The organism is Nocardioides immobilis (genome assembly GCF_003515065.1).
In the GTDB taxonomy this organism is placed as follows: domain Bacteria; phylum Actinomycetota; class Actinomycetes; order Propionibacteriales; family Nocardioidaceae; genus Nocardioides; species Nocardioides immobilis.
On record NZ_QXGH01000011.1, the window covers coordinates 239507 to 264841 of the forward strand.

A 25335-nucleotide genomic window follows, 5' to 3' on the forward strand; every position below is an offset into this window, starting at 1 on the left:
CCTCCCACGGCGTGCACCCCTAGGGAAGTGTCGGTCCGGCAACATCCCTTGATGAAACTGCACCCCGCCGCTCCACCCGTGCCCGCCGCGCCGCCCGCCTCAGGGTGGTGAGCACGGCGGGGCCGAGCAGGGCGATGGCGAGCGCGTTGGTGATCGCACGGCCGGTGTCCCAGCCGCCGGTGGAGGTGAGCAGCGTGTAGACGACGAACCGGTGCAGGTTCTCCAGCAGGGGCGCACCCGGCGCGTACGAGAGATCGGTCGAGTCCTGACCGGGGACCTGGATGCCGAGGATGAACGGCCAGCCCCAGAGGTTCATCAGCAGCCCGTAGGCATAGGCCGCGAGCACGCCGTACGCCACCAGCATGACGATCTCCCAGCGACCCGACACCCGCCGCGGGAGCAGTCCGGCGAACATCCCCACCCAGCCCGCGACGAGCATCTGGAACGGCAGCCACGGACCGACGCCGGCGGTCATCAGGGCCGACGCGAAGAGCGACGTGCAGCCGAGCACGAAGCCGAACCCCGGCCCGAACACCCGTCCGCCGAGGATCAGCAGGAAGAACACGAGCTCCAGGCCGGCGGTACCGGCGCTGACCCCGCGCAGCACCGCGTTGACGGCGCTGAGCACGCCGAGGATCGCGAGCACCCGGGCGTCCATGCCACCTTCGCTGATCTCGGCGAGCACGACGGCCAGGATCACCGGCAGCAGGCCGAGGAAGAGGAACGGCGGATCCACCCGCTGGGTCGGGTCCGCCTCGAGCAGCAACGGCCAGCCGAGCATCATCAGCCCGATCAGCGAGGCGAGCCCGAGGACGACGGCGGACCGCAGCCGGAGAGGTACGGCGACCCGCTGGTCGACCGCGCTCACGACGGCACCTCGGCTGCGGTCGGATCGCTGGACGCCAGTGCCGCGGCGACCTCGTCGACCCGCAGCCAGCCGGGCCCGAGCACCTTCGTCACCTGCGGCGCGAAGGCCGGCGACTCGGCGATGACGTCGCGGACCGTGCCGCTCGACACCACTTCGCCCTCGGCGAGCACGACCACCTCGTCGGCGACCTGGGCCACGAACTCGACGTCGTGGGTGGCGACCAGGATGGTGCGCCCGTCGGCCGCGAGGCCGCGCAGGATCTCCGCGAGCGCGTGCTTGCCGGGGTAGTCCAGCCCGCGGGTCGGCTCGTCGAGCAGCAGCACCGGCGGACCGGCGGTGAGCACGATCGCGACCGCGAGCGCGAGCCGTTGGCCTTCCGAGAGGTCGCGCGGGTGACCGGCCGGGTCGATGCCAGGGGCCAGCCGCTCGAGGAGTCCGGCGCAGGTGCCGGGGGCGGCGGACGCCGTACGGTCCGCGGCCGCGCACTCCTCCGCCACCGTCTCCAGGTAGAGCAGGTCGGCGGGGCTCTGGGGCACCAGTCCGGTGGCCCGGCGCCGCGCGTCCGGCTTCAGCCGGTGCGGGTCCTTCCCCGCGACCCGGACCGTGCCACGGGTCGCGCTGTACCGCCCCTGGAGCGCCCACAGCAGCGTGGACTTGCCGGCACCGTTGCGCCCCATCAACGCCGTCACCGTCGCCGGTGTCAGGGACAGGTCGACGTCACGCAGCGCCGGCACCGACCCGTGGGTCACCAGCAAGCGTCGTACCTGAACTTCCGGCCCTGTTTCGGTCGATTCCGGGGCCGGAACTTCAGGTACGACGACCGGCGGCGGGCCGAGCCGCGCGCGCAGGTCAGCAGTACGACGACGCGCGTCCCGCACGGTGAGCGGGAGCGGCGACCAGCCGGCGAGCCGGCCGAGCTCGACCAGCGGCGGGGCGATCGGCGAGTCCACGAGCAGCTCGGCCGGGTCGCCGACCCGCAGCTGTCCGCCCGCGCCCAGCAGGCACAGCCGGTCCGCGAACGGGACCACCCGCTCGAGCCGGTGCTCGGCCACGAGGACCGAGACCCCGAGGTCGTGGACCAGCCGGGTGAGGGTGGCGAGGACCTCCTCGGCTGCGGTCGGGTCGAGGGCGGACGTGGGCTCGTCGAGCACCAGCAGCCGCGGGTGGGTGGTCAGCACGGAGCCGATCGCGACGCGCTGCTGCTGACCGCCCGAGAGCGTCCGGAGGTCGCGATGCCGGAGATCGGCGATGCCGAGCAGGTCGAGGGTCTCCTCGACCCGTCGGCGCATCGTCGGCGCGGCCAGCCCGAGCTGCTCCATGCCGAAGGCGAGCTCCTCCTCGACCGTGTCCGTGACGAACCAGGCAGGGGGGTTCTGGCCGACGTAGCCGACGACGTGGGCCCGCTCCCGCGCCGGCCGGTCGAGCACGCTCTCGCCGTCGATGACCACGTCGCCGGTGAGGGTGCCACCCGTGAACGCGGGCACCAGGCCGGCGACCACGCCGAGCAGCGTCGACTTGCCGACGCCGGTCGGCCCCGCGAGCAGCACGAGCTCGCCGTGGTCGATCGCCAGGTCGACGCGGTCGAGGACCGGCCGGTCGCCGTACCGGAAGGTGACCTCACGCAGCTCGAACATCACGCAGCCACCTTCGCCGGCTCTTCGGCGGGCTCCGGCGCGACCGGCGCCCGGTTCCGCGCGGTCAGCGGCGGCGGCGCGACGAAGACCGGCGCGATGCCGACGAGGATCGCGACGACGGCGACGAGGCTCAGCTCCGGTACGGCGAGCACGCCCGGGTGCGCGACCAGCGGCTCACCGCGCTGCACCAGCCACAGACCGGCGCCGACGACCACGCCGGAGAGCGCGACGAGCACCTCGGTGGTGTGCCAGCGCTCGGGCCGGTAGCGGGTCCGCTGCACCCGGCGACCGGCGAGCACGAAGCCCGCCAGGGCAGCAACCAGACCGAGCGCGAGCATCGGCCAGGCGAGCAGCCGCGGCGCGGTGGAGTCGAGGAACGCATAGACGCCGACGCAGATGCCGATCAGGCCGAGGATCATCAGCGCGCCGGTGCTGCGGCGCTGGCCCGCGGTCGCCGTACCGGCGCGGCCGTAGCCGCGGGCGTCCATGCCGGCCGCGAGCGACAGCGACCGCTCGAAGGCGTCCTCGAGGATCGGGACAAGAAGACGCCGCACACTGCGTACCCGATGACCCCGGCCCCGCTCGCCGCCCCGGAGCTGCTGCGCCGCGCGCACCCGCCGGGCGCTGTCGGCCAGCTGCGGGATGACCGTGATCGCCACGACCATCGCCGTACCGACCTCGTAGAGCGCGGGCGGCATCGACTTCATCAGCCGCTTCGGGTTGGCGAGCGCGTTGGCCGCGCCGACCGCGATGAGCAGCGTCGCGAGCCGCAGGCCCTCATAGATCGCGGCGAGCAGCTCCTCGCGGCTGAACGGGCCGAGCAGGCTGATGCCTGCGGCCCAGTCCGGCAGCGGGATCTCGGGCATCGAGAGCAGCACGTGGCCCGCGTCGTTGCCGCCCACCAGCACCCGGAACAGCACCCTGATCACCAGCACGACCAGGCCGAGCCAGAGGTAGAGCCGGAACGACCGCGCCCACGGCTGGTCGCCGCGGCAGGCGAACACGGTGATGGTCGCGACCGCCAGCAACAGCCCGAGGAGGTACGGGTTGGTCGTGCACGACGCGCCCACCGCGAGACCGACCGCCCAGCACCACCAGGCGACCGGGTGGAGGTCACGCGGCAGTCTCATTCCGGGCGCCTGCGCAACAGGGTCACCAGCGCCGCGGCACCGAGCACGAGTACGGCGAGCCCCAGCCCGATCCACGTGGGGAGGGCCCCGCCGTCGTCGGCTGAGGCGTCGGTGCCGAGGTCGCTCTCCGGCGGTCCCGCGGTGATCTCGCCGGCACCGGGCACGGCGCTGCTCGACGTCGCGGACGCCGACGGGTCGTCGCGCTCACGGTCGCGGCGCTTCTTCCCCTCCCCCGGCGACTTCGCGTCGGTCGGGCTCGCGGTGGCCTCGGACGTGTCCGTCGGCGCGGACGTGGTCACGGTGCCGGCGGTGGACTGGCCACCACCGTCATCGCTCTGCCCGCCACCTCCGTTGTTGTTGCCGCCGCCGTTGCCGTCATTGCCCCCGTTGCCGCCGTCGTCGGTCGGCTCCGGGTCCGACCGGGTCGGGCTGGCGTCGGGCGGGGCGGCGTTGTCCTGGCCCTGGTGCCAGGCGAAGGCGACGAAGCCCCCGTCGGGTACCTCGAGCACGTTGACCCCGCTGGTCGCATAGGACCACCGGCCGGACTCGCCGTCGGACCACCACAGGCTCCAGTACGCCGTCGCTGGCGGGGTGCGGACGCACGGGCTGTCGGCCGGCTTCCCCGACACCCGGCACACGAACCCCGGGTCCTGCTGGGCGAAGACCAGCGGGTAGCCCGTGTCGTCGAAGACCTCCGACGCGGACTTGCCCGCACCGTCAGGGTCGCAGGCGGCAGTGACGCCGCCGCCCAGCTCGTTGAAGTCGACGATGACCGTGACACCGGTGTCGCCGCTGCACGCGGGCGCCGCTGCGAAGGCCGTGGCCTCGCCGGCCGGAACCACGACGCCGGCCACCGCAGCCACGAGGACTGCGGTAGCCGCCGAGAGCGTCGTACGGATCATCGCCGATCAGCCCACGCGGTACGACGCGCGGCCGACCCGGTCCACGAACTGGCCGACCACCTTGAGCTGGTGGCGTCCGGTCGCGCGGGGAGCGCGGAAGACAGCAACGAAGCGGCCACGGGTCGTGGCCCTGCCTCGCTCGACCACGTCACCGTCCTGACGGACGACCACCCTCTCTCCCGACCAGAGCCCGGTGACGACGACGCGCTGCTCTCCGCCGCGGGCGACCCTTGCGCGACGGACGAAGTCAAGATCCTTGGCGGCCAGAGCGACCCACTCGGCGCCGACGGAGTTGTCAGCGCTGTCGACCGCCAGCGGCACGAACCCGGTGCGGTTCGGCACCCGGACCAGAGCGACGACCCGGCCGTCCGCGTCGCCGACCACGCGGTCGGTGAACCGGCCGACACCGGCACAGCCCGGCTCGCCGTGGGCGAGCCCGGTCACGCGGATCCGAGCCTTGCCGCCTCCGTTGAGGAAGGGCCGCGCGCTGAACGAGAGGGACTCTTCGCTCTCGGGTGCGGCGAGGAGGGCGGGGATCGCTTGCGACACGACGCGCGCCGCCTTGGCGCGGTCCACGATGCCGCCGTCGAAGGCGGCCCTGAGCTCCGCGCCGTCGTAGGCGACGGCACCGATCTCCGGCTTCGCCGCGCCGTCGCAGCGGGTGCCGTTGAACTGGAGGCTGCGCAGCCATGCCGCCGCCTTCTCCGCCGGCTCGTGCTGCTCCGCGGCGAGAAGGGCGTTGCCCGCCAGACCGGTGCTGTTCGCGTTCGGTCCGATCCGGTCGCCGTCGTCGAACGATCCGTTCGGGCGCTGCTCGGCCACGAGCCACGCCACGGCGTCCTCGAGGGCAGCGGCGATCCCGGTGTCCGATGCCGCGAGCGGCTCCAGCGTGACCACCGCGAGCGCCGTCGCATCCACGTTGGACACCGAGCTCGCGTCGTCGGCGCATCCGGCGTCGGTCGCCGGATCCGGCGTGTTGGGGTCACCGTCGGGGGTGCGCGTGAAGTCGAGACGGAACCCGCCCGACGCGCACTGCTGGTCCAGAAGGAAGTCGACGACAGCGGGCGCCTCGAGGCTGCCGTGGTCGGTGAGGGCACGGGCGGCGAAGATCTGGCCGAACACGTTGGCGTAGTCGCCGTACAGGGAGACGTCCTCGATGCGGCCGGACTCCTGCACGGTCCCCTCGACCCGGGTGACGAGGTCGTCCCCACCGAACGCGGTGGGGTCCTCGCCGACGGCAGCCGCGTAGGCAGCGGCCTTCGCGGCCGGGCCGGCGTAGGTGCTGCCCGTGTCACCGAAGCTCTCGCCGGTGACGTAGTCCCCGATGTGCGACGCAAGCGCGTCGGTAAGGGCGTCGACGTCTGCCTGGTGTCCCGGGACGGCCTTCAGCGCGAGCGCGACGTCGATCGAGGCGCCCCAACCGAAACCGCCGAAGCCGGTCAGAGCCGCTTCCTCGTCGGCGAGCCACTCGGCGGCGAGGGCAGCGGGCGCGGGATCTGCTTCGCCGTGCGCGTGGGAGGCGGGCGTCGGCCCACCGAGGACCAGGCCGGAGGCCATGAGCGAGCCGCCGAGCACGGCCGTCCCGAATCGGCGAGGGGTGGAGCTGGACATGTTTTCCTTCCCGCTGCAGCACGGGTAGGAACCGTCGTCGGCCCGACCCGCTGCACTCCGCGACAGCGTGGCGTCAGGACGCGCCGCGACAGGTGCTCCGGCTCGCCGTACTCCCGAAAGTGCGGCCTACGGTTGCGGGTCAGCGCCGGACTCGGACCGGCTTCCCCCGCCACGGGCGTATTGGATTGGTCCCCGCAGCGTAATCCCGCTCGGCGAGAACCTCACCATCCAGCCGAACGTCGGACCGGATCGTGGCACCTCGCCCGCTGCTCTCGGGACCCGCTCGTCCTCGCCGGTCTACGCGTCCGCCTCCGGCTCGACGAAGAAGGCAAGCCACTTGATGCCCTCGTCGTCACGCAGCCAGATCTCCGTGGCGCGGACCCGATCGCCGGGTTGGATGTCCGGCGCCACGTCGCCGGCGAAGAGCGGACGTCCGCAGTTGTCGTCCTCGCGCTCGAAACAGATCACGTTCGGTTCGGGACCGGATTCGTCGAAGTACGTCTCGACGGGAGCCTCGAACGAGTCGCCGATCTCGAGGCCGGGGTCGCCGGCGGCGCTCAGCCGTGGGACGACAGCCATGAGCGCCGCTCCGAGCAGGAAGGCGACGACAAGGGGAAAAGTACGGTGACTGACCACGCGGGCCAGCGCGCTCCGACGGCTCAGGTCGGTCACCCCCACTTCAACCACGCCGCGAGCGCGTAAGCGCGGGTGCCGGGCCGGTCAACGCGGACCAGGGAGGTGGCGATGGCTCCACGCCGGTCCTCGTGCGGGGCGCCCGGGCCGGTCCACTTCGCGCCGAAGTACTGGAACGCCGGCGAGTGCCACGGGGACAATTCCTCGGGACAGATCTCGTTGGTCACCGAGTAACTGGTGCCGGTGCGTGACGAGGTGACCGACGTCGTAGTGCTTCGGCAGGAGTCCTCGATCGCGCGCGTCTCACCGGGAGACCACTCGACCGCATGCGCCGCACTGTCCTCGTACTCGGCGCGAACTCCAACGCCCTGCAGGTAGTCACAGCATGTTCCGCCCTCCTCCTCCCAACCCGTGGCCTGCATCCGGTTCGAGATCAACCAGAGCTTCTGGTTGAGGAAGTCCATGCGCCGATAGTTGCAGTTGTAGTTGTACTTCGTGCCGTCGCCAGGCTCGTGCTCGAGCGTCCAGCAGCGGGTGTCCAGGAAGTCACTCCTGGCGGCCGTTCGGCGTCCGTCGCGCGGCGCCGCCACCTCCCGCGACCGCAAGGTCGCCGACGTCACGCACCCGCGCGGGTCGATGGCCTTCGCGAACTCGCAGGCTTCCTCGCGGCTGAAGTGGCCACTGGCGAGCGTCATCTCGAACACCGTGGGATCGAGGCTGCGCCGACTCCGGGGCGACGGCTCGACCGAGAGGCGCGCCGTTGCCGACTTGCCGCGCTGCGTGACCGTCACCGGCGGAGCGTCAGGGCCGTACGTCGTGACCGTTGACTCACCGACCCGCACCGTCTGGACCACGACGCCCGACTTCGTGACGCGGACCGATCGTTCGGCGCGCTGCGGCACCGGAGACCCCTCGCCCCGGCCTTCGTCGTCCGCCTGACTTCCCGGCGCCGGCGCGACCGCCAGCACGAGGATGCCCGCGCTCACAGCCACGCAGAACCTGCCGAACCGCGTCTGAACTCCCATGGTGACCTCCCGGAAACGCTCCGGCGGTCCCAATATGAACCGCTATGGTTCCAATTTGAACGTGGCACGCGCAGATGTCAACACCCCGGGACACGGCCGCGGAGCGAAGTTCAGGCTCAGGTGAGCTTCTCGAGGATCAGCTCGCGCACCCGGCCGGCGTCGGCCTGACCGCGCATCTCCTTCATGACCGCGCCGATGAGGGCGCCGGCGGCGGCGACCTTGCCCTCGCGGATCTTGTCGGCCACGTCGGGGTTGGCGGCGATGGCGTTGTCGACGGCGGTCGACAGCGCGCCCTCGTCGGAGACCACGGCGAGGCCGCGTTTCTCGACGATCTCGGCAGGGGTGCCCTCGCCGGCGTACAGGCCCTCGAACACCTTGCGCGCGAGCTTGTCGTTGATCGTCCCGGCCTGGACCAGCTGCTGCACGGCGGCGACGTCGGCCGGCGTCACCCCGAGCTGGTCGATCGCGGTGTCGGTGTCGTTGGCCCGCCGGGCGAGCTCGCCCAGCCACCACTTGCGCGCCGTCTGGGGCGTCGCCCCGGCGGCGATGGTCTCCTCCACCAGCGCCAGCGCGCCGGCACCGACGGTGTCGCGCATCTCCAGGTCCGAGAAGCCCCAGTCCGCCTGCAGCCGGGCGCGCTTGGCCGTCGGGTTCTCCGGCAGCGTGCCGCGGAGCTCCTCGACCCACTCGCGCGACGGCGCGACCGGCACCAGGTCGGGCTCGGGGAAGTACCGGTAGTCCTCGGCGTCGGACTTCTCCCGACCCGACGTCGTGACGCCGGTGTCCTCGTGCCAGTGCCGGGTCTCCTGGAGGATCTTCTCCCCCGCGCCCAGCACCGCGGCGTGCCGCGACATCTCGTAGCGCACCGCGCGCTCGACCGAGCGCAGCGAGTTGACGTTCTTCGTCTCCGTCCGGGTGCCGAGGACGTCGGTGCCCTTGGGCGCGAGCGACAGGTTGACGTCGGCGCGGATCGAGCCCTGCTCCATCCGGGCGTCCGAGACGCCGAGCGCGACGATCAGGTCGCGCAGCTGGGCGACGTAGGCGCGCGCCACCTCCGGCGCCTTCGCGCCGGCGCCGGTGATCGGCCTGGTCACGATCTCGATGAGGGGGATGCCGGCCCGGTTGTAGTCGACGAGCGAGTAGTCCGCGCCGTGGATCCGGCCGGTCGCGCCACCGACGTGCAGCGACTTGCCCGTGTCCTCCTCCATGTGGGCGCGCTCGATCTCGACCCGGTGGGTCTCCCCGTCCACCTCGACGTCCATGAAGCCGTCGAAGCAGATCGGCTCGTCGTACTGCGACGTCTGGAAGTTCTTCGGCATGTCCGGGTAGAAGTAGTTCTTCCGCGCGAACCGGCACCACTCCGCGATCTCGCAGTTGAGCGCCAGCCCGATCCGGATCGCCGACTCCACCGCCTTGCCGTTGACGACCGGCATCGAGCCGGGCAGGCCCAGGCAGGTCGGGCACACCTGGGTGTTCGGGTCGGCGCCGAACTCCGTCGGGCAGCCGCAGAACATCTTGGTGACGGTGTTGAGCTCGACGTGGACCTCGAGGCCCAGCGCCGGGTCGTACGACGCCAGCACGTCGTCGAACGGGACCAGCGTGTCGGTCATCGGATCTCCTCGACATCGGGAGCCTGGGCCAGCAACGGCCCGCCCCACTCGGCGGTCAGCAGGGCCTCGAGCGCGGCGCCGACGCGGTAGCACCGGTCGTCGGCCAGCGCCGGGGCGAGGATCTGGAAGCCGACCGGCAGCCCGTCCTCGTCGGCGAGCCCGGCCGGGACCGAGATGCCGGGCACGCCGGCCAGGTTGGCCGGGATAGTGGCGAGGTCGTTGAGGTACATCGCCAGCGGGTCGTCGAGCTTCTCCCCCAGCTCGAACGCCGTGGTCGGCGCCGTCGGCGAGACGAGTACGTCGACCTCCTCGAACGCCGCCTCGAAGTCGCGGCTGATCAGCGTGCGCACCTTCTGCGCCTGGCCGTAGTAGGCGTCGTAGTAGCCGCTGGACAGGGCGTAGGTGCCGAGGATGATCCGGCGCTTCACCTCGTCGCCGAACCCGGCGTCGCGGGTCACCCGCATGACGTCCTCGGCGCTCGGCAGCCCGCCGTTCTTGCCGGTCTCCGGGACGACCCGCAGGCCGTAGCGCATCGCGTCGAACTTGGCGAGGTTGGAGGAGCACTCCGCCGGAAGGATCAGGTAGTACGTCGCGAGCGCGTGCACGAAGGTCGGGCACGACACCTCGACCACCTCTGCACCCGCCTTGACCAACAGGTCGACCGACTCCTGGAAGCGCGCCATCACGCCCGGCTGCCAGCCCTCGCCCGAGAGCTCGGTGATGACTCCGACCCGCACACCGGCGAGGTCACCCGTCGCACCCTGGCGGGCGGCGTCGACCAGGGGCGCGAGCGGCTGGTCGACCGAGGTCGAGTCGAGCGGGTCGTGCCCGCCGATCAGCTCCTGCAGCAGCGCCGCGTCGAGAACCGTCCGGGTGACCGGCCCCGCCTGGTCGAGGCTGTTGGCCAGCGCGACCAGGCCGTAGCGCGAGACCGCGCCGTACGTCGGCTTCACGCCGACCGTCCCCGTCACCGCACCTGGCTGGCGGATCGAGCCGCCGGTGTCGGTGCCGACGGCGAGCGGCGCTTCGTACGCCGCGACCGCCGCGGCCGAGCCACCACCGGAGCCGCCGGGGATCCGGGTCTGGTCCCACGGGTTGCGGGTCGGGCCGTACGCCGAGTGCTCGGTCGAGCTGCCCATGGCGAACTCGTCCATGTTGGTCTTGCCGAGGATCGGCAGGCCGGCGGCCTTGATCTTGCGGACGACGGTCGCGTCGTACGGCGGGATCCAGCCCTCCAGGATCTTCGAGCCACACGTGGTCGGCAGCCCCTGCGTCGTCAGCACGTCCTTGACGGCGATCGGCACGCCGTCGAGCGGGTGCAGCGGCGCGCCGGCGGAGCGGCGCTCGTCCGACGCGGCGGCCTGCGCCAGCGCCCCCTCGGCGTCGACGTGGAGGAAGGCATGCACGCCGGCCGTCGCGTCGCCGTCGACAGCATCGATCCGGTCGAGGTGCGCCTGGGTCAGCTCGACGGAGGTCACCTCGCCTCCAGCCAGGGCATCGGCCAGCTCGGCCGCGGTCTTTCGCGTCCAGTCACTCACTGCTCGTCCCCCAGGATCCGCGGGACGGAGAACCGTCCGTCCTCGCTCGCCGGGGCGCCCGAGAGCGCCTGCTCGGCCGTCAGGCACGGCACCGCGACGTCCTCACGGAAGACGTTCGTGAGCGGGATCGGGTGGGAGGTCGGCGGGACGTCCTCCCCGGCGACACCGCGGATGGACGCGACCGACTCGAGGATCACAGCGAGCTGGGGGGCCAGGTGGTCCAGCTCGGCGTCGTCGAGGTCGATCCGGGCGAGGTCGGCCAGGTGGGCCACCTCGTCACGGGTGATGTCAGGCATGGGGGCCAGTCTAGGGTTGCCCTCTGATAGTCAGGTGTCCGGCTCGGGACGAAGGAGACGCCCCCATGAACCTGCGAGCTTCCCTGCTCCGCACCAAGTCCGTCGAGCAGTCGATCGCGGAGACCGACGAGCCGGAGCATCGGCTCAAGCGCAACCTCGGGGCGCTCGACCTCACCGTGTTCGGCGTCGGCGTCATCATCGGCGCCGGCATCTTCGTCTACACAGGGAGCGTCGCCGCCACCAACTCCGGACCGGCGATCGCGATCTCGTTCGCGATCGCCGGCCTCGCCTGCGCTCTCGCGGCGCTCTGCTACGCCGAGTTCGCCTCGACCGTGCCGGTCGCGGGCAGCGCCTACACGTTCAGCTATGCGACCTTCGGCGAGCTGATCGCGTGGATCATCGGGTGGGACCTGATGCTGGAGTTCACGGTCGGCGCGGCGGCGCTGTCAGCGGGCTTCTCCGGCTACCTCCAGAACGTCCTCGACGGGACCGCGCTGGAGATCCCGACCGCGATCGGTTCCGCCTCCGAAGGCCTCGTCAACCTGCCCGCCGTACTCATCGCGCTCGCTGTCGCCGGCGTGCTGGTCGGCGGGATCAAGCTGTCCAGCCGGGTCAACCAGGTGGTCGTCGCGATCAAGCTCGCCGTCGTCGGCCTGGTGATCGTCCTGGGCGTCACCTACATCAAGGCCTCCAACTACACGCCGTTCATCCCGGAGAGCGTGCCATCGGACGGTGCCGACGGGACGTTCTGGAAGACGCCCCTGATCTCCAGCCTGTTCGGCTGGGAGCCGGCGACGTACGGCATCGCGGGAGTGATCGCTGGCGCCTCGATCGTGTTCTTCGCGTTCATCGGTTTCGACGTCGTCGCCACCACCGCCGAGGAGACCCGCGACCCCCAGCGCAACGTGCCGATCGGCATCCTCGGGTCCCTCGCCATCGTGACCCTGCTCTACATCGCGGTCAGCCTGGTGATCACCGGGATGCAGCACTACACCGACATCGACCCCGACGACGCCGCACCACTGGCGACGGCGTTCGACTCGGTCGGGATCACCTGGATCGCCGACGTGATCGCGATCGGCGCGACGATCGGCCTGACCGTCGTGGTGCTGATCCTGATGCTGGGCCAGACCCGGGTGACCTTCGCGATGGCCCGCGACGGGCTGCTGCCCGAGCCACTTGCGAAGGTGCACCCGAAGTACGGCACGCCGTACCGCGTCACTGCGATCACCGGCGTCGGCGTCGCGCTCCTCGCGGGCTTCGTGGACTTCGCCACGCTCGGCGACCTGGTCAGCATCGGCACGCTGTTCGCGTTCGTGCTGGTCTCCGTCGGCGTGCTGGTGCTGCGCCGTACCCGACCGGACCTCCCCCGCGCGTTCCGGACGCCCGCGGTCGGTCTGGTCGCGTCGCTGTCGGTGCTGCTGTGCGTCTACCTGATGCTGAACCTGATCGGCGAGACCTGGCTGCGCTTCCTGGTCTGGATGGCGATCGGCATCGTCGTCTACGCGGTCTACGGGCGGACCCACAGCCGCCTCGCGCGCCGGGCCTCGGAGGGCGAGACGGTCACGTTCGGATAACGAACCGCACCACCCGCCCCGCCCCTGTTCCCGAGTGACGCCGGTCATAGAGAAGATCCGGCGAGCCGTCCCGACCGGAACGGCGTCCATCCACTCGGGGGCGGGGCGCACGTGACCCGTCTGTCCTGCCCTACTCGGAAGACAGGATCGACACCAGTGAAGTTGTCATCTCCATCGCGGCGGGCCTGGGCCCTCGCCGCGTCGGCAGGCCTCCTGACCGGCGGCCTCCTCGTAGCGAGCCCGGCCACCATGGCCGAGCCCGTCGACCACACGTCGGCGCCCGGCGGCGGCAAGGTCGTGGACACGGGCCACGAGCCGAAGCACCCGCTCAAGATCAAGGCGAAGCGCGACGCCCAGCGGCAGGCAGCCCTCGAGGCGAAGCTGACCGGCGACCGCACCCGCCCGAAGGGCAAGGGCCAGCAGGTGCCGCTCGAGCTCGAGGGCACCGACCGGATCTTCGTCGTCCTCGCGGAGTTCGGCGACCGCCGGTACGAGACGGCGACCGACAAGCGGTTCACCGACACGCCGCCGTTCACGCTGCCCAACCCGCAGCCCCAGCGGTTCGACGGCCCGCTCCACAACCAGATCCCGCAGCCCGACCGGACCACCGACAACACCACCCTGTGGCAGTCGGACTTCAACCGTGAGCACTACGAGGACATGTACTTCAACCGGATGGCGTCCTACTACGAGGAGCAGTCCTCGGGCCGCTACTCCGTCGAGGGCGACGTCACCGAGTGGGTCAAGGTGCCCTACAACCAGGCGCTCTACGGCCGCGGCTACTGCGGCACCCCGCCGGGCGCGCCGGTGACCTCCTGCGCGTCGACCAAGGCACTCGTGCGGGACGCCCTGGCGATCTGGGTCCAGACCCGGCTCGACAGCGGACAGACGATGGACCAGATCCGCGACTACCTCAAGACGTTCGACGTGCAGGACCGCTACGACGTCGACCTCGACGGCAATTACGACGAGCCCGACGGCTTCATCGACCACTTCCAGATCGTGCACGCCGGCGGCGACGAGGCATCCGGTGATCCGATCTACGGGTCCGACGCGATCTGGAGCCACCGGTGGTACTCCAACCTCCAGGCGGGTGGCCCCGGAGGACTGACCGGCGTCAACGTCGGCTCCAACGGCGGCGCGTTCGGCCTGGGCGGCGACCCGGCGAACCCGGTCCCGAACAACCCGACCGGCGTCTGGGTGGGCGACTACACGATCCAGCCCGAGAACGGCGGGCTCGGCGTCTTCGCGCACGAGTTCGGCCACGACCTCGGCCTGCCCGATCTCTACGACACCTCCGGCAACACCGGCGGCGCGGAGAACTCGACCGGGTTCTGGTCGCTGATGTCCAGCGGCGCCAACATCGGCAACGGGGGCCCCGAGGGCATCGGTGACGACCCGACCGACCTCGGCGCCTGGGAACTGTTCCAGCTCGGCTGGCTCAACGCGCAGGGTGACAACGGCCCGTTCTACGACGTCGCGTTCGCCGGGGAGGCCTCCCAGCACACCCTGTCGGACAACACCCCGGCGCAGGACGACGGTGCCCAGGCCCTCTTCACGGTGCTGCCGGACAAGGAGGTGCCGACGACCATCGGCACGCCGTACGCCGGCACCCAGATGTTCTGGTCGTCCCAGGGCGACAACCTCAACACCACCATGACCAGGACCGGCGCCAGCGGCACCGCCCTGGCGGCGCAGGTCAACTACGACATCGAGGACGACTGGGACTACGCGTTCCTCGAGGCCTCGACCGACAACGGCGCCCACTGGACGCCGGTCGTGACCAACCTGTCCGACACCGCACGGGACGGTCAGAGCGGCTTCAACACCAGCCGCAGCGGCCTGACCGGCACGTCGGGCGGCTGGCAGGCCCTGACCGCCACGCTGCCGGCCGGCACCAACGCCGTCCGGTTCCGCTACCAGACCGACGGCGCGGTCGCCGAGCGCGGCCTGCGGATCGACGACATCGCCGTCGACGGCACCGTCATCGGCAACGCGGAGTCCGACGAGGGCTGGACGTTCAACGGGTTCAAGCGCACGACCGGCACCGAGGTGACGACGTACTTCAACGCCTACGTCGCCGAGAACCGGCAGTACGACGGCTACGACACGTCCCTCAAGACGGCCTACAACTTCGGGTTCCTCAACACCCGGCCGGACTGGGTCGAGTCGTACAAGTACCAGGACGGGCTGCTCATCTCCTACTGGGACGAGAGCTACGCGGACAACAATGTCGGTGACCACCCGGGCCACGGCCTGATCCTGCCGGTGGATGCCCACCCGCAGCTCAGCCACTGGCCCGACGGGACGCTGATGCGGCCCCGGATCCTGAGCGCCGACTCGACGTTCGGCCTCGAGGCGACCGACCCGATCGTCCTTCACCTGAACGGGGTGACCGGAAAGGTCGCGAAGAAGTCCGCCGTCCCGCTGTTCGACGACACCCTCCCCTGGTGGGTGGCCACCGACGGCCACCAGGTCGACGGCAAGCACCCCGGCCGCTACCAGCCGGGCTGGTACGGCGTCGACGTGCCCGACACCGGGACGACCATCCGGGTGGTCTCGGTGCGCAACGGGGTCATGACCGTGAAGGTCGCGCCGAAGTGATGCGCGGCTGACCCTTCGGCATCCGCATCCGGAACCCGCTCCCGCCCCTCGGCGGGGGCGGGTTCCTCGCCTTCCGCCCCGGCGTCCAACCGTTCTCCTGGCACATGGCATCTGTCAGGGTGACCGCGAAGCTGGCCCGAGCCTGGGCAGAGGAGAGGGTGAGTGGATGACACGACCACCGACCGATGAGGAGTTCGCCGAGCTCGTGCACGCGTGCTGGGCGAGCCTCTACCGCACGGCGTACCTGATGCTCGGCGATCGCGCCGACGCCGAGGACCTGGTGCAGACGGCGCTGGCCAAGACCTATGCGAACTGGCGCCGCGTCCGCAGCATCGACGCCGCCCCGGGCTACGCGCGGACCACGCTCGTGAACACCGCGGCGTCGTGGTTCCGCAAGAAGGGCTGGCGCAACGAGCGCCCGACCGAGGTGCTTCCCGAGACTGCGATGACCGGGCACGAGACGGACCTGAGCGACCGGAGCACCGTGCTCGACGCGCTCGCCACCCTGCCGCCACGGCAGCGGGCGGTCGTCGTACTCCGCTACTACGAGGACCTGAGCGTCGCCCAGGTCGCCCACGCCCTCGGCATCACCGACGGCACCGTCAAGTCCCAGACTTCCGAGGCACTGTCGAAGCTTCGAGCCCTGCTCGGCGACAGCGTCATCCCGGCAGGAGCGATCAATGACTGAACGACTCAAGCAGCTGCTCGACCACGAGGCCGACGACCTCGCCGTCCCGGCCCCCGCCACCGATGCCGTGCTCCGCCAGGGTCGCGGCCTCCGCCGCCGCAACCGGATGGCCGTGGGCGCCGGCGCCGCCGCCGTCGCGGTGATCGTCGGTGGGAGCGTGGTCGCCTTCGCCGGCGGCGACGGCGACCGGACGGCGCCGGATCCCGCAACGCTGCCCGTCGGCAACAACGCGGTCTTCTCCTACGGCAACCAGGTGTTCTACGACGGTCCGACGCACCGGGCCGAGATCCAGGACAACGCCGTCAAGTCGCTCTACTACACCTCCGCCGGCGTCCTCGTCCGACACGGCGACAACGCCGCGAGCGACGGCGGCGGACCGCAGCGGTTCTCCCTGGTCACGCCCGACGGCTCTGTCCAGCGGCTCGGTCTCGAGACCGAGGGCGCCGTCCATGCCAGCGACGTCGACCAGCCGTACGTCACCTACGGCGAAGCGGTCGACGGCGAGCTCCAGGTCGTCGTGTACGACGTCGTGGCCGATGCCGAGGAAGCCCGCGTCACCGTCGGCCCCACGACCGAGAATTTCTTTCCGGTCTCGATCGATGACGACACCGTCTATGTCGAGACCATGTCGGCCGACGAGGTCTTCGAGGTGAGCTGGAGCACCGGGACCGTCGAGCCGTCCGACTCCGCGAGCGCGTGGAACGTCAACAACGGCCGCGTCGCCACCGAGGTCGACGGCCAGCCGGCCGTCGTCGACGCCGCCAGCGGCGAGGTGCTCCTGACGACCGACGGCTCCGGCTACTTCAACCTCTCCCCCGACGGCCGCTACGCCGAGCACGTCGACGAGGAGGAGGAGTCGGAGGCCGGGTCCGAGGTCGAGATGGAGGTGTACGACGTCGCCTCCGGCGAGGCGGTCACGTTCGCCGGCCCGAGCTGGGAGTGGGGCTGGACGCCCGGTGGCGGCCTGTTCCGCGTCGGGAAGAACGAGGTCGAGACCTGCGACTCGGCCACGGGTGAGTGCACGACCGAGCCCTACGCCCAGCCGGACATCCCCGACCCGGAGCCGGTCACCATGACCTACCGGGACCCGATCTGCCCCGACGGCGGCCTGGAGTGCCACACCGACCCGGAGTTCTTCGAGAACTGCAACGCGAACCCCGACCAGTGCGAGTGGCGCGAGCAGACGTACGTCGAGGAGAGCACCAACGAGCTGCGGCTCGGCGGCGTGACCTACGAGTCCTGACCGGTGCGGTTCCTCCGTCAGCGCAGGTGCTGGCGGAGGAACCGGTCGGCGCTCTCCATCGAGGCGAAGAACTGCGGGCCGAAGGCGTGGCCCTCGCCGGGGTACTCGGCGAGGGTCACGTCGACGCCGTCGCGCTCCATCAGCCGAGCGGTCTCACGGCTCCACCGGATCGGGCAGGTGTCGTCGGCGGTGCCGTGGTGGATGAGCACCGGTTCGGTGATGTCGTCGAAGTAGGTGCGGGCGCTGATGCCGTCCCAGAACTCCGGGTTGTCGCGCGGCAGGCCGTAGAGCCGGTCGATCGCGTCGACGATGTCCTGACGCTCGGGGTCGTGCGCGATCCACCGGTTGTAGCTGTCGACGGCGTCGGAGCTGACCGGCGCCCACGCGACACCGGCGTCGACGAGGCCCGGCTGTGCGACGAGCACGTTGTAGACCACACCACCGCCCATCGACCGGCCGCCGACGGCGATCCGGTCGTCGTCGACCGGTCCGTCCCACGCACGCAGCGCGAGCACGGCGTTGATCACGTCCTCGGCGTAGCCCATCCGTAGGTCCGCCTCGCCGATCGAGGTGTCGTCCGAGCCCGCGTGGTTGCGGTAGTCGACGTGGAGCGCGATGTAGCCGTGGTCGGCGAACCACTCCCGCTCCCGGGTCATCCCCTGGCCGTTCACGTAGACCTCGGGGTCGATGTAGCCGTGGGCGAGCACGATCGAGGGGAACGGACCGTCCCCCTCGGGTACGGCGATCCGCCCCGAGATGGTCAGGCCGCCACCGCGGTAGGTCACCTCGTGCTGGACCTGGGTCGAGGTGGAGTAGACCTCCGTGCCGAGCCGGAGCCGCCCGCCGTCGTACTCCTTGTCCTGGAGGGCCGGCAACGAGACCGGGTGCGGCGGCTCGGTCGTCTCCGTCGGCTCTGCGGACCCGTCGACGGACGACGACGACCGCGACTCGTCGTCGGGGGACGGCGCGGGCGCCGGGTTGGGGCTCGCGTCGGACGGCTCGGAGCCGGGATCGGTGCAGCCGACGAGGACGCAGACGCAGCACGTCATCGCAGCGAGAAGTCGCCTCACGGCCCCAGTCTGCAGGCTGGGAAAGAACTCCCATCAAAATTTGGGGGCGACGGCTGTCGATTTCCGTGGGCGAGCGGCGACGAAGAGGTGAAGTATCCACTCACAGCGAAAGGACCCCGAGATGAAGTACGTGCTGATGTTCACCAGCGACCCCGCCCAGCTCGCCGACGTGAGCGAAGCCGACGCGCAGGCCGTGTACGGCAAGATCTACGCCTGGTTCCAGGAGAACGCTGCCGTGATCACCGACTCCGGCGCCGAGCTGCAGCCGGTCGAGACCGCGACGACCGTGAAGCACGGTGGCGTCGTCGTCGACGGCCCGTTCAACGAGGCCAAGGAGGTCATCGGCGGCTTCAGCGTGATCGACGTCCCCGACATGGACGCCGCGATCGCCCTCACCAAGACCTGGCCGCACCTGGAGCTGCCCGGCGTCGCCGTCGAGATCCGGCCGATGGTCGAGGACTACAGCCAGTTCGAGTGACCGTCCGATGACCAGCGACGCCCTGCTCGCGGCCACGATCCGCGAGGAGTCCGGCCGCCTGGTCACCGCCCTGTACCGCCGCTTCGGCGACTTCGACGTCGCCGAGGAGGCGGTACAGGGGGCCGTCGTCGAGGCCCTCACCGTGTGGCGCAGGGACGGTACGCCGCGCCGCCCCGCCGCGTGGCTGACCACGGCCGCCCAGCGCAACGCCCTCGACCTGCTGCGATCCCGAGGCCGCCGGGACCGCGCGGTCGAACGGCTCGGAGTGACCCGTGAGGACGAGGCGTCCGCCCCGGACCTGGTCGTCGACCACGAGGCGGACGACCGGCTGCCGCTGCTCTTCGCCTGCTGCCATCCGGCGCTCGCCCCGGAGGTCCGGCTCGCACTGACCCTGCGGGCCGTCATCGGCCTCACCACCCCGCAGATCGCGCGTGCGTTCCTCGTCAACGAGCAGACCCTGGCGCAGCGGATCGTGCGGGCCAAGCGCAAGATCGTCGCCGCGGGCATCGAGCTCAAGGTGCCCGACGACCTCGACCAGCGGCTGCCCGACGTACTCACTGTCGTCTACCTCGCCTTCAACGAGGCCTTCGTCGCCTCGGCCGGCAGCACCCACGACCGCGACCTGGGCGCCGACGCCGTCTGGCTCGCCGAGGTCGTCGCGCACAGCCTGCCGGAGCACGCCGAGGCCTGGGGCCTGGCCGCGTTGCTACGGATCCAGCACGGGCGCGCGGCGGCCCGGTTCACCCCGGGTGGCGACCTGGTCCTGCTCCGCGACCAGGACCGGACGCTGTGGGACGCCGCGGCGATCAAGCGCGCCGGCGAGCACCTCGAGCGAGCCGCGTCGCTGCGCTCCCCCGGGCCGTTCCAGCTGCAAGCGGCGATCGCGATGTGTCACGCCGAGGCGCCGTCCTGGGAGGAGACGGACTGGCTGCAGATCGTCACGCTCTACGGGTTCCTGATCCGCGACGACCCGTCACCCGTCGTCCGCCTCAACGGCGCGATCGCCCTCGCCCAGCTCGGCCCGCGCCAGGCCGAGCGTGCGCTGCTCGAGCTGCAGGCGCTCGAAGGCGAGCTCGCCGGCTACCACCTGTGGCACGCGGCCCTGGCCGAGCTGCTGCGCCGCGCAGGACGTCACGAGGACGCCGACGTCGCCGACCGGCGCGCCCTCGAGCTGACCGGCAACGATGCAGAGCGCCGGCTGATCCAGACCCGGTTGCGCCGGCACCCGCTCACCGACGGTTCGTGAGGCGTCGTCTCAGGTGACCGCTGCGCCCCCGCTTGAGTCGCCGTCCGCGGTGCGGCGGGCGGCGATCAGTCCCAGGCCGATCAGCGCGGCTGCGTCGCTCGGCGCGACGCCGTCGGCGACCTCGACGGTGCCGCACGTCCGGAGGAAGCCGCCGAGCTTGACCCGGACCGCCTCGGTGTCGTCGCCATCGAGCCACACGAAGCGATGGCTCAGCACCCCGCGCCGCTTGAGCCGGTAGCGGCGCCCGTCGACCACCGCCTCGCCCTTGCCGAGGATGCCGCTCTGACGGAACTCACCCAGGACGCCCTCCGCATCCTCGATCCGGATGGTGTGCCCGAGCAGCCCGGTCGTCGTGAACGTCACCTCCCGGTCGCCCAGGTCGAGCCGGACCGACCGCTTGAGGAGCCCGTGGAACTCGAACCTGCCCCCTGAGGCGCCCGCCTCCGTGAGGTCCAGCGCAGAGCGGGTGAGCCCCGGTTGGGAGACGGTGATCGTGCGCATGGAGCAAGTGTCCAGGGGAACCCAACCGGGCCGCCACTGCATGCGCAGCACTCAGAGCGCGTCCGGCCCGCCCTCGAGCAGCTGGACGAACCCGGCCTCGTCGAGGATGGGTACGCCGAGCTGCTCGGCCTTGTCCGCCTTGGAGCCGGCGTTGTCGCCGACCACGACGTAGTCGGTGTTCTTCGACACCGATCCCGCCGCCTTGCCGCCGCGGGACAGGATCGCCTCCTTGGCGGAGTCGCGGCTGAAGTCCTGCAGGGAGCCGGTCACGACCACGGTCAGCCCCTCGAGCGTGCGGGCCACCGACTCGTCGCGCTCGTCGGCCATCGCGACGCCGGCCGCCGCCCATTTGTCGACGATCTCGACGTGCCAGTCGACGGCGAACCACTCGATGACCGCCTCGGCGATCGTGGGGCCGACGCCCTCGGCGGCCGCGAGCTGTTGCTCGGTCGCCGCGCGGATCGCGTCCATGCTGCCGAACTCGGTGGCCAGCGCCCGGGCCGCGGTCGGGCCGACGTGGCGGATCGACAGCGCGACCAGCACCCGCCAGAGCGGCACCTGCTTGCGCTGCTCGAGGTTCCGCAGCAGCCCCTCGCCGTTGGCGCTGAGCTGCGGTCCCTCCTCGCCCTTCTTCGGCGCGCGGGTGAAGAGCGGCGCGCGCAACAGCTTGTCGTGATCGAGGGCGAAGACATCTCCTTCGTTCTCGACCACGCCGGCCTCGACGAGGGCGAACGCAGCCTCCGAGCCGAGCCCCTCGATGTCGAACGCGCCGCGGCTGGCCACGTGGTAGACCCGCTCGTAGACCTGGGCCGGGCACACCTGGGAGTTGGGGCAGCGCAGGTCCTTGTCGCCCTCCTTCTGCTCGGCCAGCGTGGTGCCGCAGGACGGACACTCGGTCGGCATCACCCACTCCGGCAGGTCGTCGGGCCGCAGCGCCAGCACCGGCCCGAGGATCTCGGGGATCACGTCACCGGCCTTGCGCAGGATCACCGTGTCGCCCGGCCGCACGTCCTTGCGCTTCACCTCGTAGGCGTTGTGCAGGGTCGCCCGCTCCACGGTCGAGCCGGCGACCTTGGTGGGCTCCATGACGCCGTACGGCGTGACCCGGCCGGTGCGGCCGACATTGACCCGGATCTCGAGGAGCTTGGTGTTGACCTCCTCGGGCGGGTACTTGAACGCGATCGCCCACCGCGGCGCCCTGCTGGTCGAGCCGAGCCGACGCTGGAGCGCGACCGAGTCGACCTTGATCACGACCCCGTCGATCTCGTGCTCGGTGACGTCGTGACGGTGCTCGCCGAAGTAGGTGATGAACTCCTTGACCTCGTCCATCGTCGCGAGCACCCGCACCCGGTCGCTGGTCGGCAGGCCCCAGGCGCGGAGCGCGTCGTACGCCTCCGACTGGGCGGTCGGCTCGAAGCCCTTGCGGGCGCCGATGCCGTGGCACACCATGCCGAGGTCACGGCTCGCCGTGATCCGCGGGTCCTTCTGCCGCAACGAGCCCGCAGCCGAGTTGCGCGGGTTGGCGAACATCGGCTTGCCGGCCTCGACCAGCGAGGCGTTGAGCTTGTCGAACGCCGTGATCGACAAGAACACCTCGCCGCGCACCTCGAGCAGGTCGGGCACCGGGTAGTCGTCGTTCTTCGCCAGCTCGTCGGGGATGTCGGCGATGGTCCGCACGTTGGGCGTGACGTCCTCACCGGTGCGCCCGTCGCCGCGGGTCAGCGCCCGGACCAGGCGGCCCTTCTCGTAGAGCAGGTTGATCGCGAGCCCGTCGACCTTCAGCTCGCACAGCATCGCGGCCTCGCCGGCGCCGTCGCGCGCGATCCGCGCGTGCCACGACTCCAGCTCCTCGAAGGAGAACGCGTTGTCGAGGCTCTCCATCCGCTGGAGGTGGTCGACAGCGGTGAACTCCGTCGAGAACGTGCCGCCGACCTTCTGGGTCGGGCTGTCCGGCGTCTGCAGCTCCGGGAACTGCTCCTCGAGCTCGTTGATCCGGCGCCACTTCACGTCGTACTCCGCGTCGGACAGCGTCGGCTCGTCGAGCACGAAGTAGCGCCAGCGCGCGTCCTCGATCTCCTGCGCCAGCTGCTGGTGCTCGTCGCGGGCTTCGGTGGAGGGGGTCTGTACGGCGGGCACCGAGTCGCTCATGCGCACATCTTGCCTGTCACAGCCGACACCTGAGCGGTGTCCCCTGGGCAAGGAACAAAAGACCAGAAAATCGACTTGCACGGAACGAAACCGTTCCGTACTATCTCTTGAAACGAAACCGTTCCGTTCCATCCCCTGCCTTAACCAAGAGGTGCCCGATGTCCCCCACCCACGCCGCCCAGGCTGGTCAGACGGCCGACGCACAGTCGCGCCCACGGGTCGAGGGAGAACGGGAGCAGGAGGTCCTCGACGCCGCCATCGACATCCTCGCCGAGGTCGGCTACGACCGGCTGACGATGGATGCGGTCGCGGCGCGGGCCAAGGCGTCGAAGGCGACGCTCTACCGGCGCTGGAACGGCAAGGCCCAGCTGGTCATCGACGCGCTCACCTCGCAGAAGGAGCCGATGACGGCCCCCGACACCGGGACGCTCCGCGGGGACCTGCTGGGCGCGTTCTGCGGCATGGGCGGCCTGACCGACAGCCGTCAGGTCGCGATCCTCGGGAGCGTCATCACCGCAATGGCCCGGGACACCGAGTTCGCCGAGGCGTTCCGCCGCGACTTCATCGGCCCGAAGAAGGCGATCACGACCGAGATGTTCCGCCGCGCCCAGGAGCGTGGCGAGATCCGGGACGACCTCGACCTCGAGCTGGTCGCAGCCGCGCTCCCCGGCATCGTCCTGCACCGCACGTTCCTGCTCGGCGACCCGCCGACCGAGGAGCTGATCGCCAAGGTGGTCGACCAGCTCATCCTTCCTGCCGTGACCCGCGGCTGACTCATCACCTCACACCACACAAGGAAACCAACTGATGACCCACACTGAATCGGTCGGCGCCGAGGGGACGATCTCCCCCGTCGCGCCGCTGGAGCAGGAGCAGGCTCCCCGAGTCCCCCACGCGGGACTGGCGCTCGTGCTCATCCTCACCGCGCAGCTGATGGTCGTGCTCGACTCGACGATCGCCAACATCGCGCTCCCCTACATCGGTGCCGACCTCGGCATCTCCCAGGCCAACCTGACCTGGATCGTCACCGGCTACGCGCTCGCCTTCGGCGGCCTTCTGCTCCTCGGCGGCCGCCTCGGCGACCTCTACGGGCGGCGCCTGCTGTTCATGACCGGTCTGACCGTGTTCGCGGTCGGCTCGCTGCTGGGTGGTCTCGCGCAGAACGAGGCCCTGCTGCTCGGCTCCCGTGGCCTCCAGGGCGTGGGTGCGGCGCTCGCCGCTCCGGCAGCGCTGGCGCTGATCACCACGACGTTCCCCGCCGGTCCGCAGCGCAACCGGGCGATGGCGGCGTACGCCACGATGTCCGGCATCGGCGCGGCTATCGGCCTGATCCTCGGTGGCTGGCTCACCGGCCTCGACCAGCCGCTGGGCGTCGACGGCTGGCGCCTCACCTTCCTGATCAACGTGCCGATCGGCCTGCTCGCCGCCTTCGCGGCGCCGCGAGTGCTCAAGGAGTCGGAGAAGCACACCGGCTGGCTCGACATCCCGGGCGCCATCACCGGCACGTTCGGTCTGCTCGGCATCGTGTTCGGCCTCTCGCGGGCCGGCGAGGAGGCGTACGGCTGGGACCACGCCCAGACCATCGGCTCGCTCGTCGCCGGCGTCGCGCTCCTCGTCGCCTTCCTGGTGATCGAGTCGCGGGTCGACCACCCGCTGCTGCCGATGCGGATCTTCGCCAACCGGACCCGGGCCACCAGCTTCGTGGCGATGATGATCGCTCCGGCCGCGATGTTCGCGATGTTCTTCTACCTGAGCCTGTTCATCCAGCAGATCATGGGCTTCGACGCCCTCGAGGCCGGCTTCGCGTTCCTGCCGTTCTCGTTCGGCATCGTGATCGGCGCGGGCCTCTCGTCCAACCTGGTCGGCCGGATCCAGCCCCGCTTCCTCGCGGGCACCGGTACCCTGCTCGCCGGCATCGCGCTGTTCATGTTCTCGCGGATCAACGTGGATGACAGCCCGGCCGCCATCCTGGCGCTCGCCGCCGGCGACACGATCGGCTCCGACGTTAACTACTGGACCAGCCTGTTCCCGTACATCGTCCTGATGGCGGTCGGCATGGGCATGGTGTTCGTGCCGCTGACCCTGACGGCCGTGCACCACGTGAAGGCCGAGGACTCGGGGATCGGCTCCGGCGTGCTCAACACGATGCAGCAGGTCGGCGGGGCGCTCGGTCTCGCGATCCTGAGCACGGTCGCGCTGCACTTCAGCAACAACCGTGGCGACGAGATCGCCCGGCCGCTGCAGGACGGCTTCGGCCAGGCCGGGAGTGCGACCATCCCCGGCACCGACATGACAGTGCTCGACCTCGGGCTGTTCCAGGGCACCTTCACCTCCGGTGCCCAGGCGGCCTTCCTGGTCGGCTCCGTGATGATGCTCGCCGCTTCCGCGGTGATCTGGATCTTCCTCGACGTCAAGCACACCGAGCTGGCGACGGATGGTCCCGAAGGTGGCGTGCACGTGGGCTGACCGCCCGCATCCACGCTTCGACGGCCCGCGCCCCGACCAGGGGCGCGGGCCGTCGCGCGTCTCCGGG

The 25335-nt window shown here is 71.0% G+C and carries 21 protein-coding genes; 8 read left to right on the forward strand and 13 right to left on the reverse strand.

All coding sequences use genetic code 11. From position 1 onward, the window contains the following. Positions 1–19 precede the first annotated feature (19 nt). From D0Z08_RS06790 to gatC, 10 genes are all read right to left on the reverse strand, one after another. Entirely contained in the window at positions 20–868 is an 849-nt protein-coding gene (locus tag D0Z08_RS06790; protein ID WP_425454045.1) for an ECF transporter S component, read from the reverse strand. Then, entirely contained in the window at positions 865–2502 is a 1638-nt protein-coding gene (locus D0Z08_RS06795) for an ABC transporter ATP-binding protein (protein ID WP_118923945.1), read from the reverse strand. Before D0Z08_RS06795 ends, D0Z08_RS06790 begins: the two co-directional genes overlap by 4 nt. After that, entirely contained in the window at positions 2502–3632 is a 1131-nt protein-coding gene (locus D0Z08_RS06800; protein ID WP_118923947.1) for an energy-coupling factor transporter transmembrane component T, read from the reverse strand. The genes D0Z08_RS06795 and D0Z08_RS06800 overlap by 1 nt, the downstream gene beginning before the upstream one ends. Then, on the reverse strand, positions 3629–4534 hold the full coding sequence (locus tag D0Z08_RS06805) for a hypothetical protein (RefSeq protein WP_118923949.1): 906 nt from the start codon (positions 4532–4534) through the stop codon (positions 3629–3631). Before D0Z08_RS06805 ends, D0Z08_RS06800 begins: the two co-directional genes overlap by 4 nt. Before the next feature lie 6 nt (positions 4535–4540). After that, on the reverse strand, positions 4541–6145 hold the full coding sequence (locus tag D0Z08_RS06810) for a prenyltransferase/squalene oxidase repeat-containing protein (RefSeq protein WP_118923951.1): 1605 nt from the start codon (positions 6143–6145) through the stop codon (positions 4541–4543). Between the two features lie 297 nt (positions 6146–6442). Beyond that, positions 6443–6817: a hypothetical protein gene (locus D0Z08_RS06815; RefSeq protein WP_118923953.1), complete on the reverse strand. Its 375-nt coding sequence runs from the start codon at positions 6815–6817 to the stop codon at positions 6443–6445. Beyond that, positions 6814–7803 (reverse strand): hypothetical protein, encoded by a 990-nt coding sequence (locus tag D0Z08_RS06820; RefSeq protein ID WP_147381352.1) that lies wholly within the window; start codon positions 7801–7803, stop codon positions 6814–6816. Before D0Z08_RS06820 ends, D0Z08_RS06815 begins: the two co-directional genes overlap by 4 nt. Positions 7804–7919: 116 nt before the next feature. Beyond that, positions 7920–9413 (reverse strand): Asp-tRNA(Asn)/Glu-tRNA(Gln) amidotransferase subunit GatB, encoded by a 1494-nt coding sequence (gatB, locus tag D0Z08_RS06825; RefSeq protein ID WP_118923957.1) that lies wholly within the window; start codon positions 9411–9413, stop codon positions 7920–7922. Further along, complete coding sequence (gene gatA / locus D0Z08_RS06830) at positions 9410–10951, reverse strand: Asp-tRNA(Asn)/Glu-tRNA(Gln) amidotransferase subunit GatA (RefSeq protein WP_118923959.1); 1542 nt, start codon at positions 10949–10951, stop codon at positions 9410–9412. The genes gatB and gatA overlap by 4 nt, the downstream gene beginning before the upstream one ends. Next, a complete protein-coding gene (gene gatC, locus D0Z08_RS06835) occupies positions 10948–11247 on the reverse strand; it encodes an Asp-tRNA(Asn)/Glu-tRNA(Gln) amidotransferase subunit GatC (protein WP_118923961.1) in 300 nt (99 codons plus the stop codon). The genes gatA and gatC overlap by 4 nt, the downstream gene beginning before the upstream one ends. A gap of 65 nt (positions 11248–11312) precedes the next feature. Between gatC and D0Z08_RS06840 the strand changes: the two genes are divergently transcribed. The 4 genes from D0Z08_RS06840 to D0Z08_RS06855 all read left to right on the forward strand — a co-directional run bounded on the left by D0Z08_RS06840 (position 11313) and on the right by D0Z08_RS06855 (position 17359). Next, entirely contained in the window at positions 11313–12824 is a 1512-nt protein-coding gene (locus D0Z08_RS06840; RefSeq protein ID WP_118923963.1) for an amino acid permease, read from the forward strand. Positions 12825–12980: 156 nt separating this feature from the next. Next, positions 12981–15428: an immune inhibitor A domain-containing protein gene (locus D0Z08_RS06845; protein WP_220454083.1), complete on the forward strand. Its 2448-nt coding sequence runs from the start codon at positions 12981–12983 to the stop codon at positions 15426–15428. 166 nt (positions 15429–15594) lie between these two features. Further along, positions 15595–16116: a SigE family RNA polymerase sigma factor gene (locus D0Z08_RS06850; RefSeq protein ID WP_118923965.1), complete on the forward strand. Its 522-nt coding sequence runs from the start codon at positions 15595–15597 to the stop codon at positions 16114–16116. Next, on the forward strand, positions 16109–17359 hold the full coding sequence (locus D0Z08_RS06855; RefSeq protein WP_118923967.1) for a hypothetical protein: 1251 nt from the start codon (positions 16109–16111) through the stop codon (positions 17357–17359). Before D0Z08_RS06850 ends, D0Z08_RS06855 begins: the two co-directional genes overlap by 8 nt. A 17-nt stretch (positions 17360–17376) precedes the next feature. On the opposite strand, the gene D0Z08_RS06860 is transcribed toward D0Z08_RS06855, so the two are convergent. Next, a complete protein-coding gene (locus D0Z08_RS06860) occupies positions 17377–18429 on the reverse strand; it encodes an alpha/beta hydrolase family protein (RefSeq protein WP_245993724.1) in 1053 nt (350 codons plus the stop codon). A 121-nt stretch (positions 18430–18550) separates the two neighbouring features. Between D0Z08_RS06860 and D0Z08_RS06865 the strand changes: the two genes are divergently transcribed. Both D0Z08_RS06865 and D0Z08_RS06870 read left to right on the forward strand, forming a co-directional pair. After that, the gene (locus D0Z08_RS06865; RefSeq protein WP_118923971.1) at positions 18551–18907 is read left to right on the forward strand and encodes a YciI family protein; all 357 of its coding nucleotides are present in this window, start codon (positions 18551–18553) and stop codon (positions 18905–18907) included. A gap of 7 nt (positions 18908–18914) precedes the next feature. After that, positions 18915–20153, forward strand: coding sequence for an RNA polymerase sigma factor (locus D0Z08_RS06870; RefSeq protein ID WP_118923973.1), 1239 nt, complete (start codon positions 18915–18917; stop codon positions 20151–20153). Between the two features lie 9 nt (positions 20154–20162). On the opposite strand, the gene D0Z08_RS06875 is transcribed toward D0Z08_RS06870, so the two are convergent. Further along, entirely contained in the window at positions 20163–20654 is a 492-nt protein-coding gene (locus tag D0Z08_RS06875) for a hypothetical protein (protein ID WP_118923975.1), read from the reverse strand. A 51-nt stretch (positions 20655–20705) separates the two neighbouring features. Then, positions 20706–22802: an NAD-dependent DNA ligase LigA gene (gene ligA / locus D0Z08_RS06880; RefSeq protein WP_118923977.1), complete on the reverse strand. Its 2097-nt coding sequence runs from the start codon at positions 22800–22802 to the stop codon at positions 20706–20708. Positions 22803–22960: 158 nt separating this feature from the next. On the opposite strand from ligA, the gene D0Z08_RS06885 reads away from it, so the two are divergent. Then, positions 22961–23575, forward strand: coding sequence for a TetR/AcrR family transcriptional regulator (locus D0Z08_RS06885; protein ID WP_118923979.1), 615 nt, complete (start codon positions 22961–22963; stop codon positions 23573–23575). A 34-nt stretch (positions 23576–23609) separates the two neighbouring features. Beyond that, complete coding sequence (locus D0Z08_RS06890; RefSeq protein WP_118923981.1) at positions 23610–25268, forward strand: MFS transporter; 1659 nt, start codon at positions 23610–23612, stop codon at positions 25266–25268. Positions 25269–25335 lie beyond the last annotated feature (67 nt).

Bases quoted from the DNA above. Each gene is read 5' to 3' on its own strand.
- D0Z08_RS06795 (WP_118923945.1), bottom strand. From the start codon at position 2,502: ATGTTCGAGCTGCGTGAGGTCACCTTCCGGTACGGCGACCGGCCGGTC.
- D0Z08_RS06800 (WP_118923947.1), bottom strand. From the start codon at position 3,632: ATGAGACTGCCGCGTGACCTCCACCCGGTCGCCTGGTGGTGCTGGGCG.
- D0Z08_RS06805 (WP_118923949.1), bottom strand. From the start codon at position 4,534: ATGATCCGTACGACGCTCTCGGCGGCTACCGCAGTCCTCGTGGCTGCG.
- D0Z08_RS06810 (WP_118923951.1), bottom strand. From the start codon at position 6,145: ATGTCCAGCTCCACCCCTCGCCGATTCGGGACGGCCGTGCTCGGCGGC.
- D0Z08_RS06820 (WP_147381352.1), bottom strand. From the start codon at position 7,803: ATGGGAGTTCAGACGCGGTTCGGCAGGTTCTGCGTGGCTGTGAGCGCG.
- gatB (WP_118923957.1), bottom strand. From the start codon at position 9,413: ATGACCGACACGCTGGTCCCGTTCGACGACGTGCTGGCGTCGTACGAC.
- gatC (WP_118923961.1), bottom strand. From the start codon at position 11,247: ATGCCTGACATCACCCGTGACGAGGTGGCCCACCTGGCCGACCTCGCC.
- D0Z08_RS06840 (WP_118923963.1), top strand. From the start codon at position 11,313: ATGAACCTGCGAGCTTCCCTGCTCCGCACCAAGTCCGTCGAGCAGTCG.
- D0Z08_RS06850 (WP_118923965.1), top strand. From the start codon at position 15,595: ATGACACGACCACCGACCGATGAGGAGTTCGCCGAGCTCGTGCACGCG.
- D0Z08_RS06855 (WP_118923967.1), top strand. From the start codon at position 16,109: ATGACTGAACGACTCAAGCAGCTGCTCGACCACGAGGCCGACGACCTC.
- D0Z08_RS06865 (WP_118923971.1), top strand. From the start codon at position 18,551: ATGAAGTACGTGCTGATGTTCACCAGCGACCCCGCCCAGCTCGCCGAC.
- D0Z08_RS06870 (WP_118923973.1), top strand. From the start codon at position 18,915: ATGACCAGCGACGCCCTGCTCGCGGCCACGATCCGCGAGGAGTCCGGC.
- D0Z08_RS06875 (WP_118923975.1), bottom strand. From the start codon at position 20,654: ATGCGCACGATCACCGTCTCCCAACCGGGGCTCACCCGCTCTGCGCTG.
- ligA (WP_118923977.1), bottom strand. From the start codon at position 22,802: ATGAGCGACTCGGTGCCCGCCGTACAGACCCCCTCCACCGAAGCCCGC.
- D0Z08_RS06885 (WP_118923979.1), top strand. From the start codon at position 22,961: ATGTCCCCCACCCACGCCGCCCAGGCTGGTCAGACGGCCGACGCACAG.
- D0Z08_RS06890 (WP_118923981.1), top strand. From the start codon at position 23,610: ATGACCCACACTGAATCGGTCGGCGCCGAGGGGACGATCTCCCCCGTC.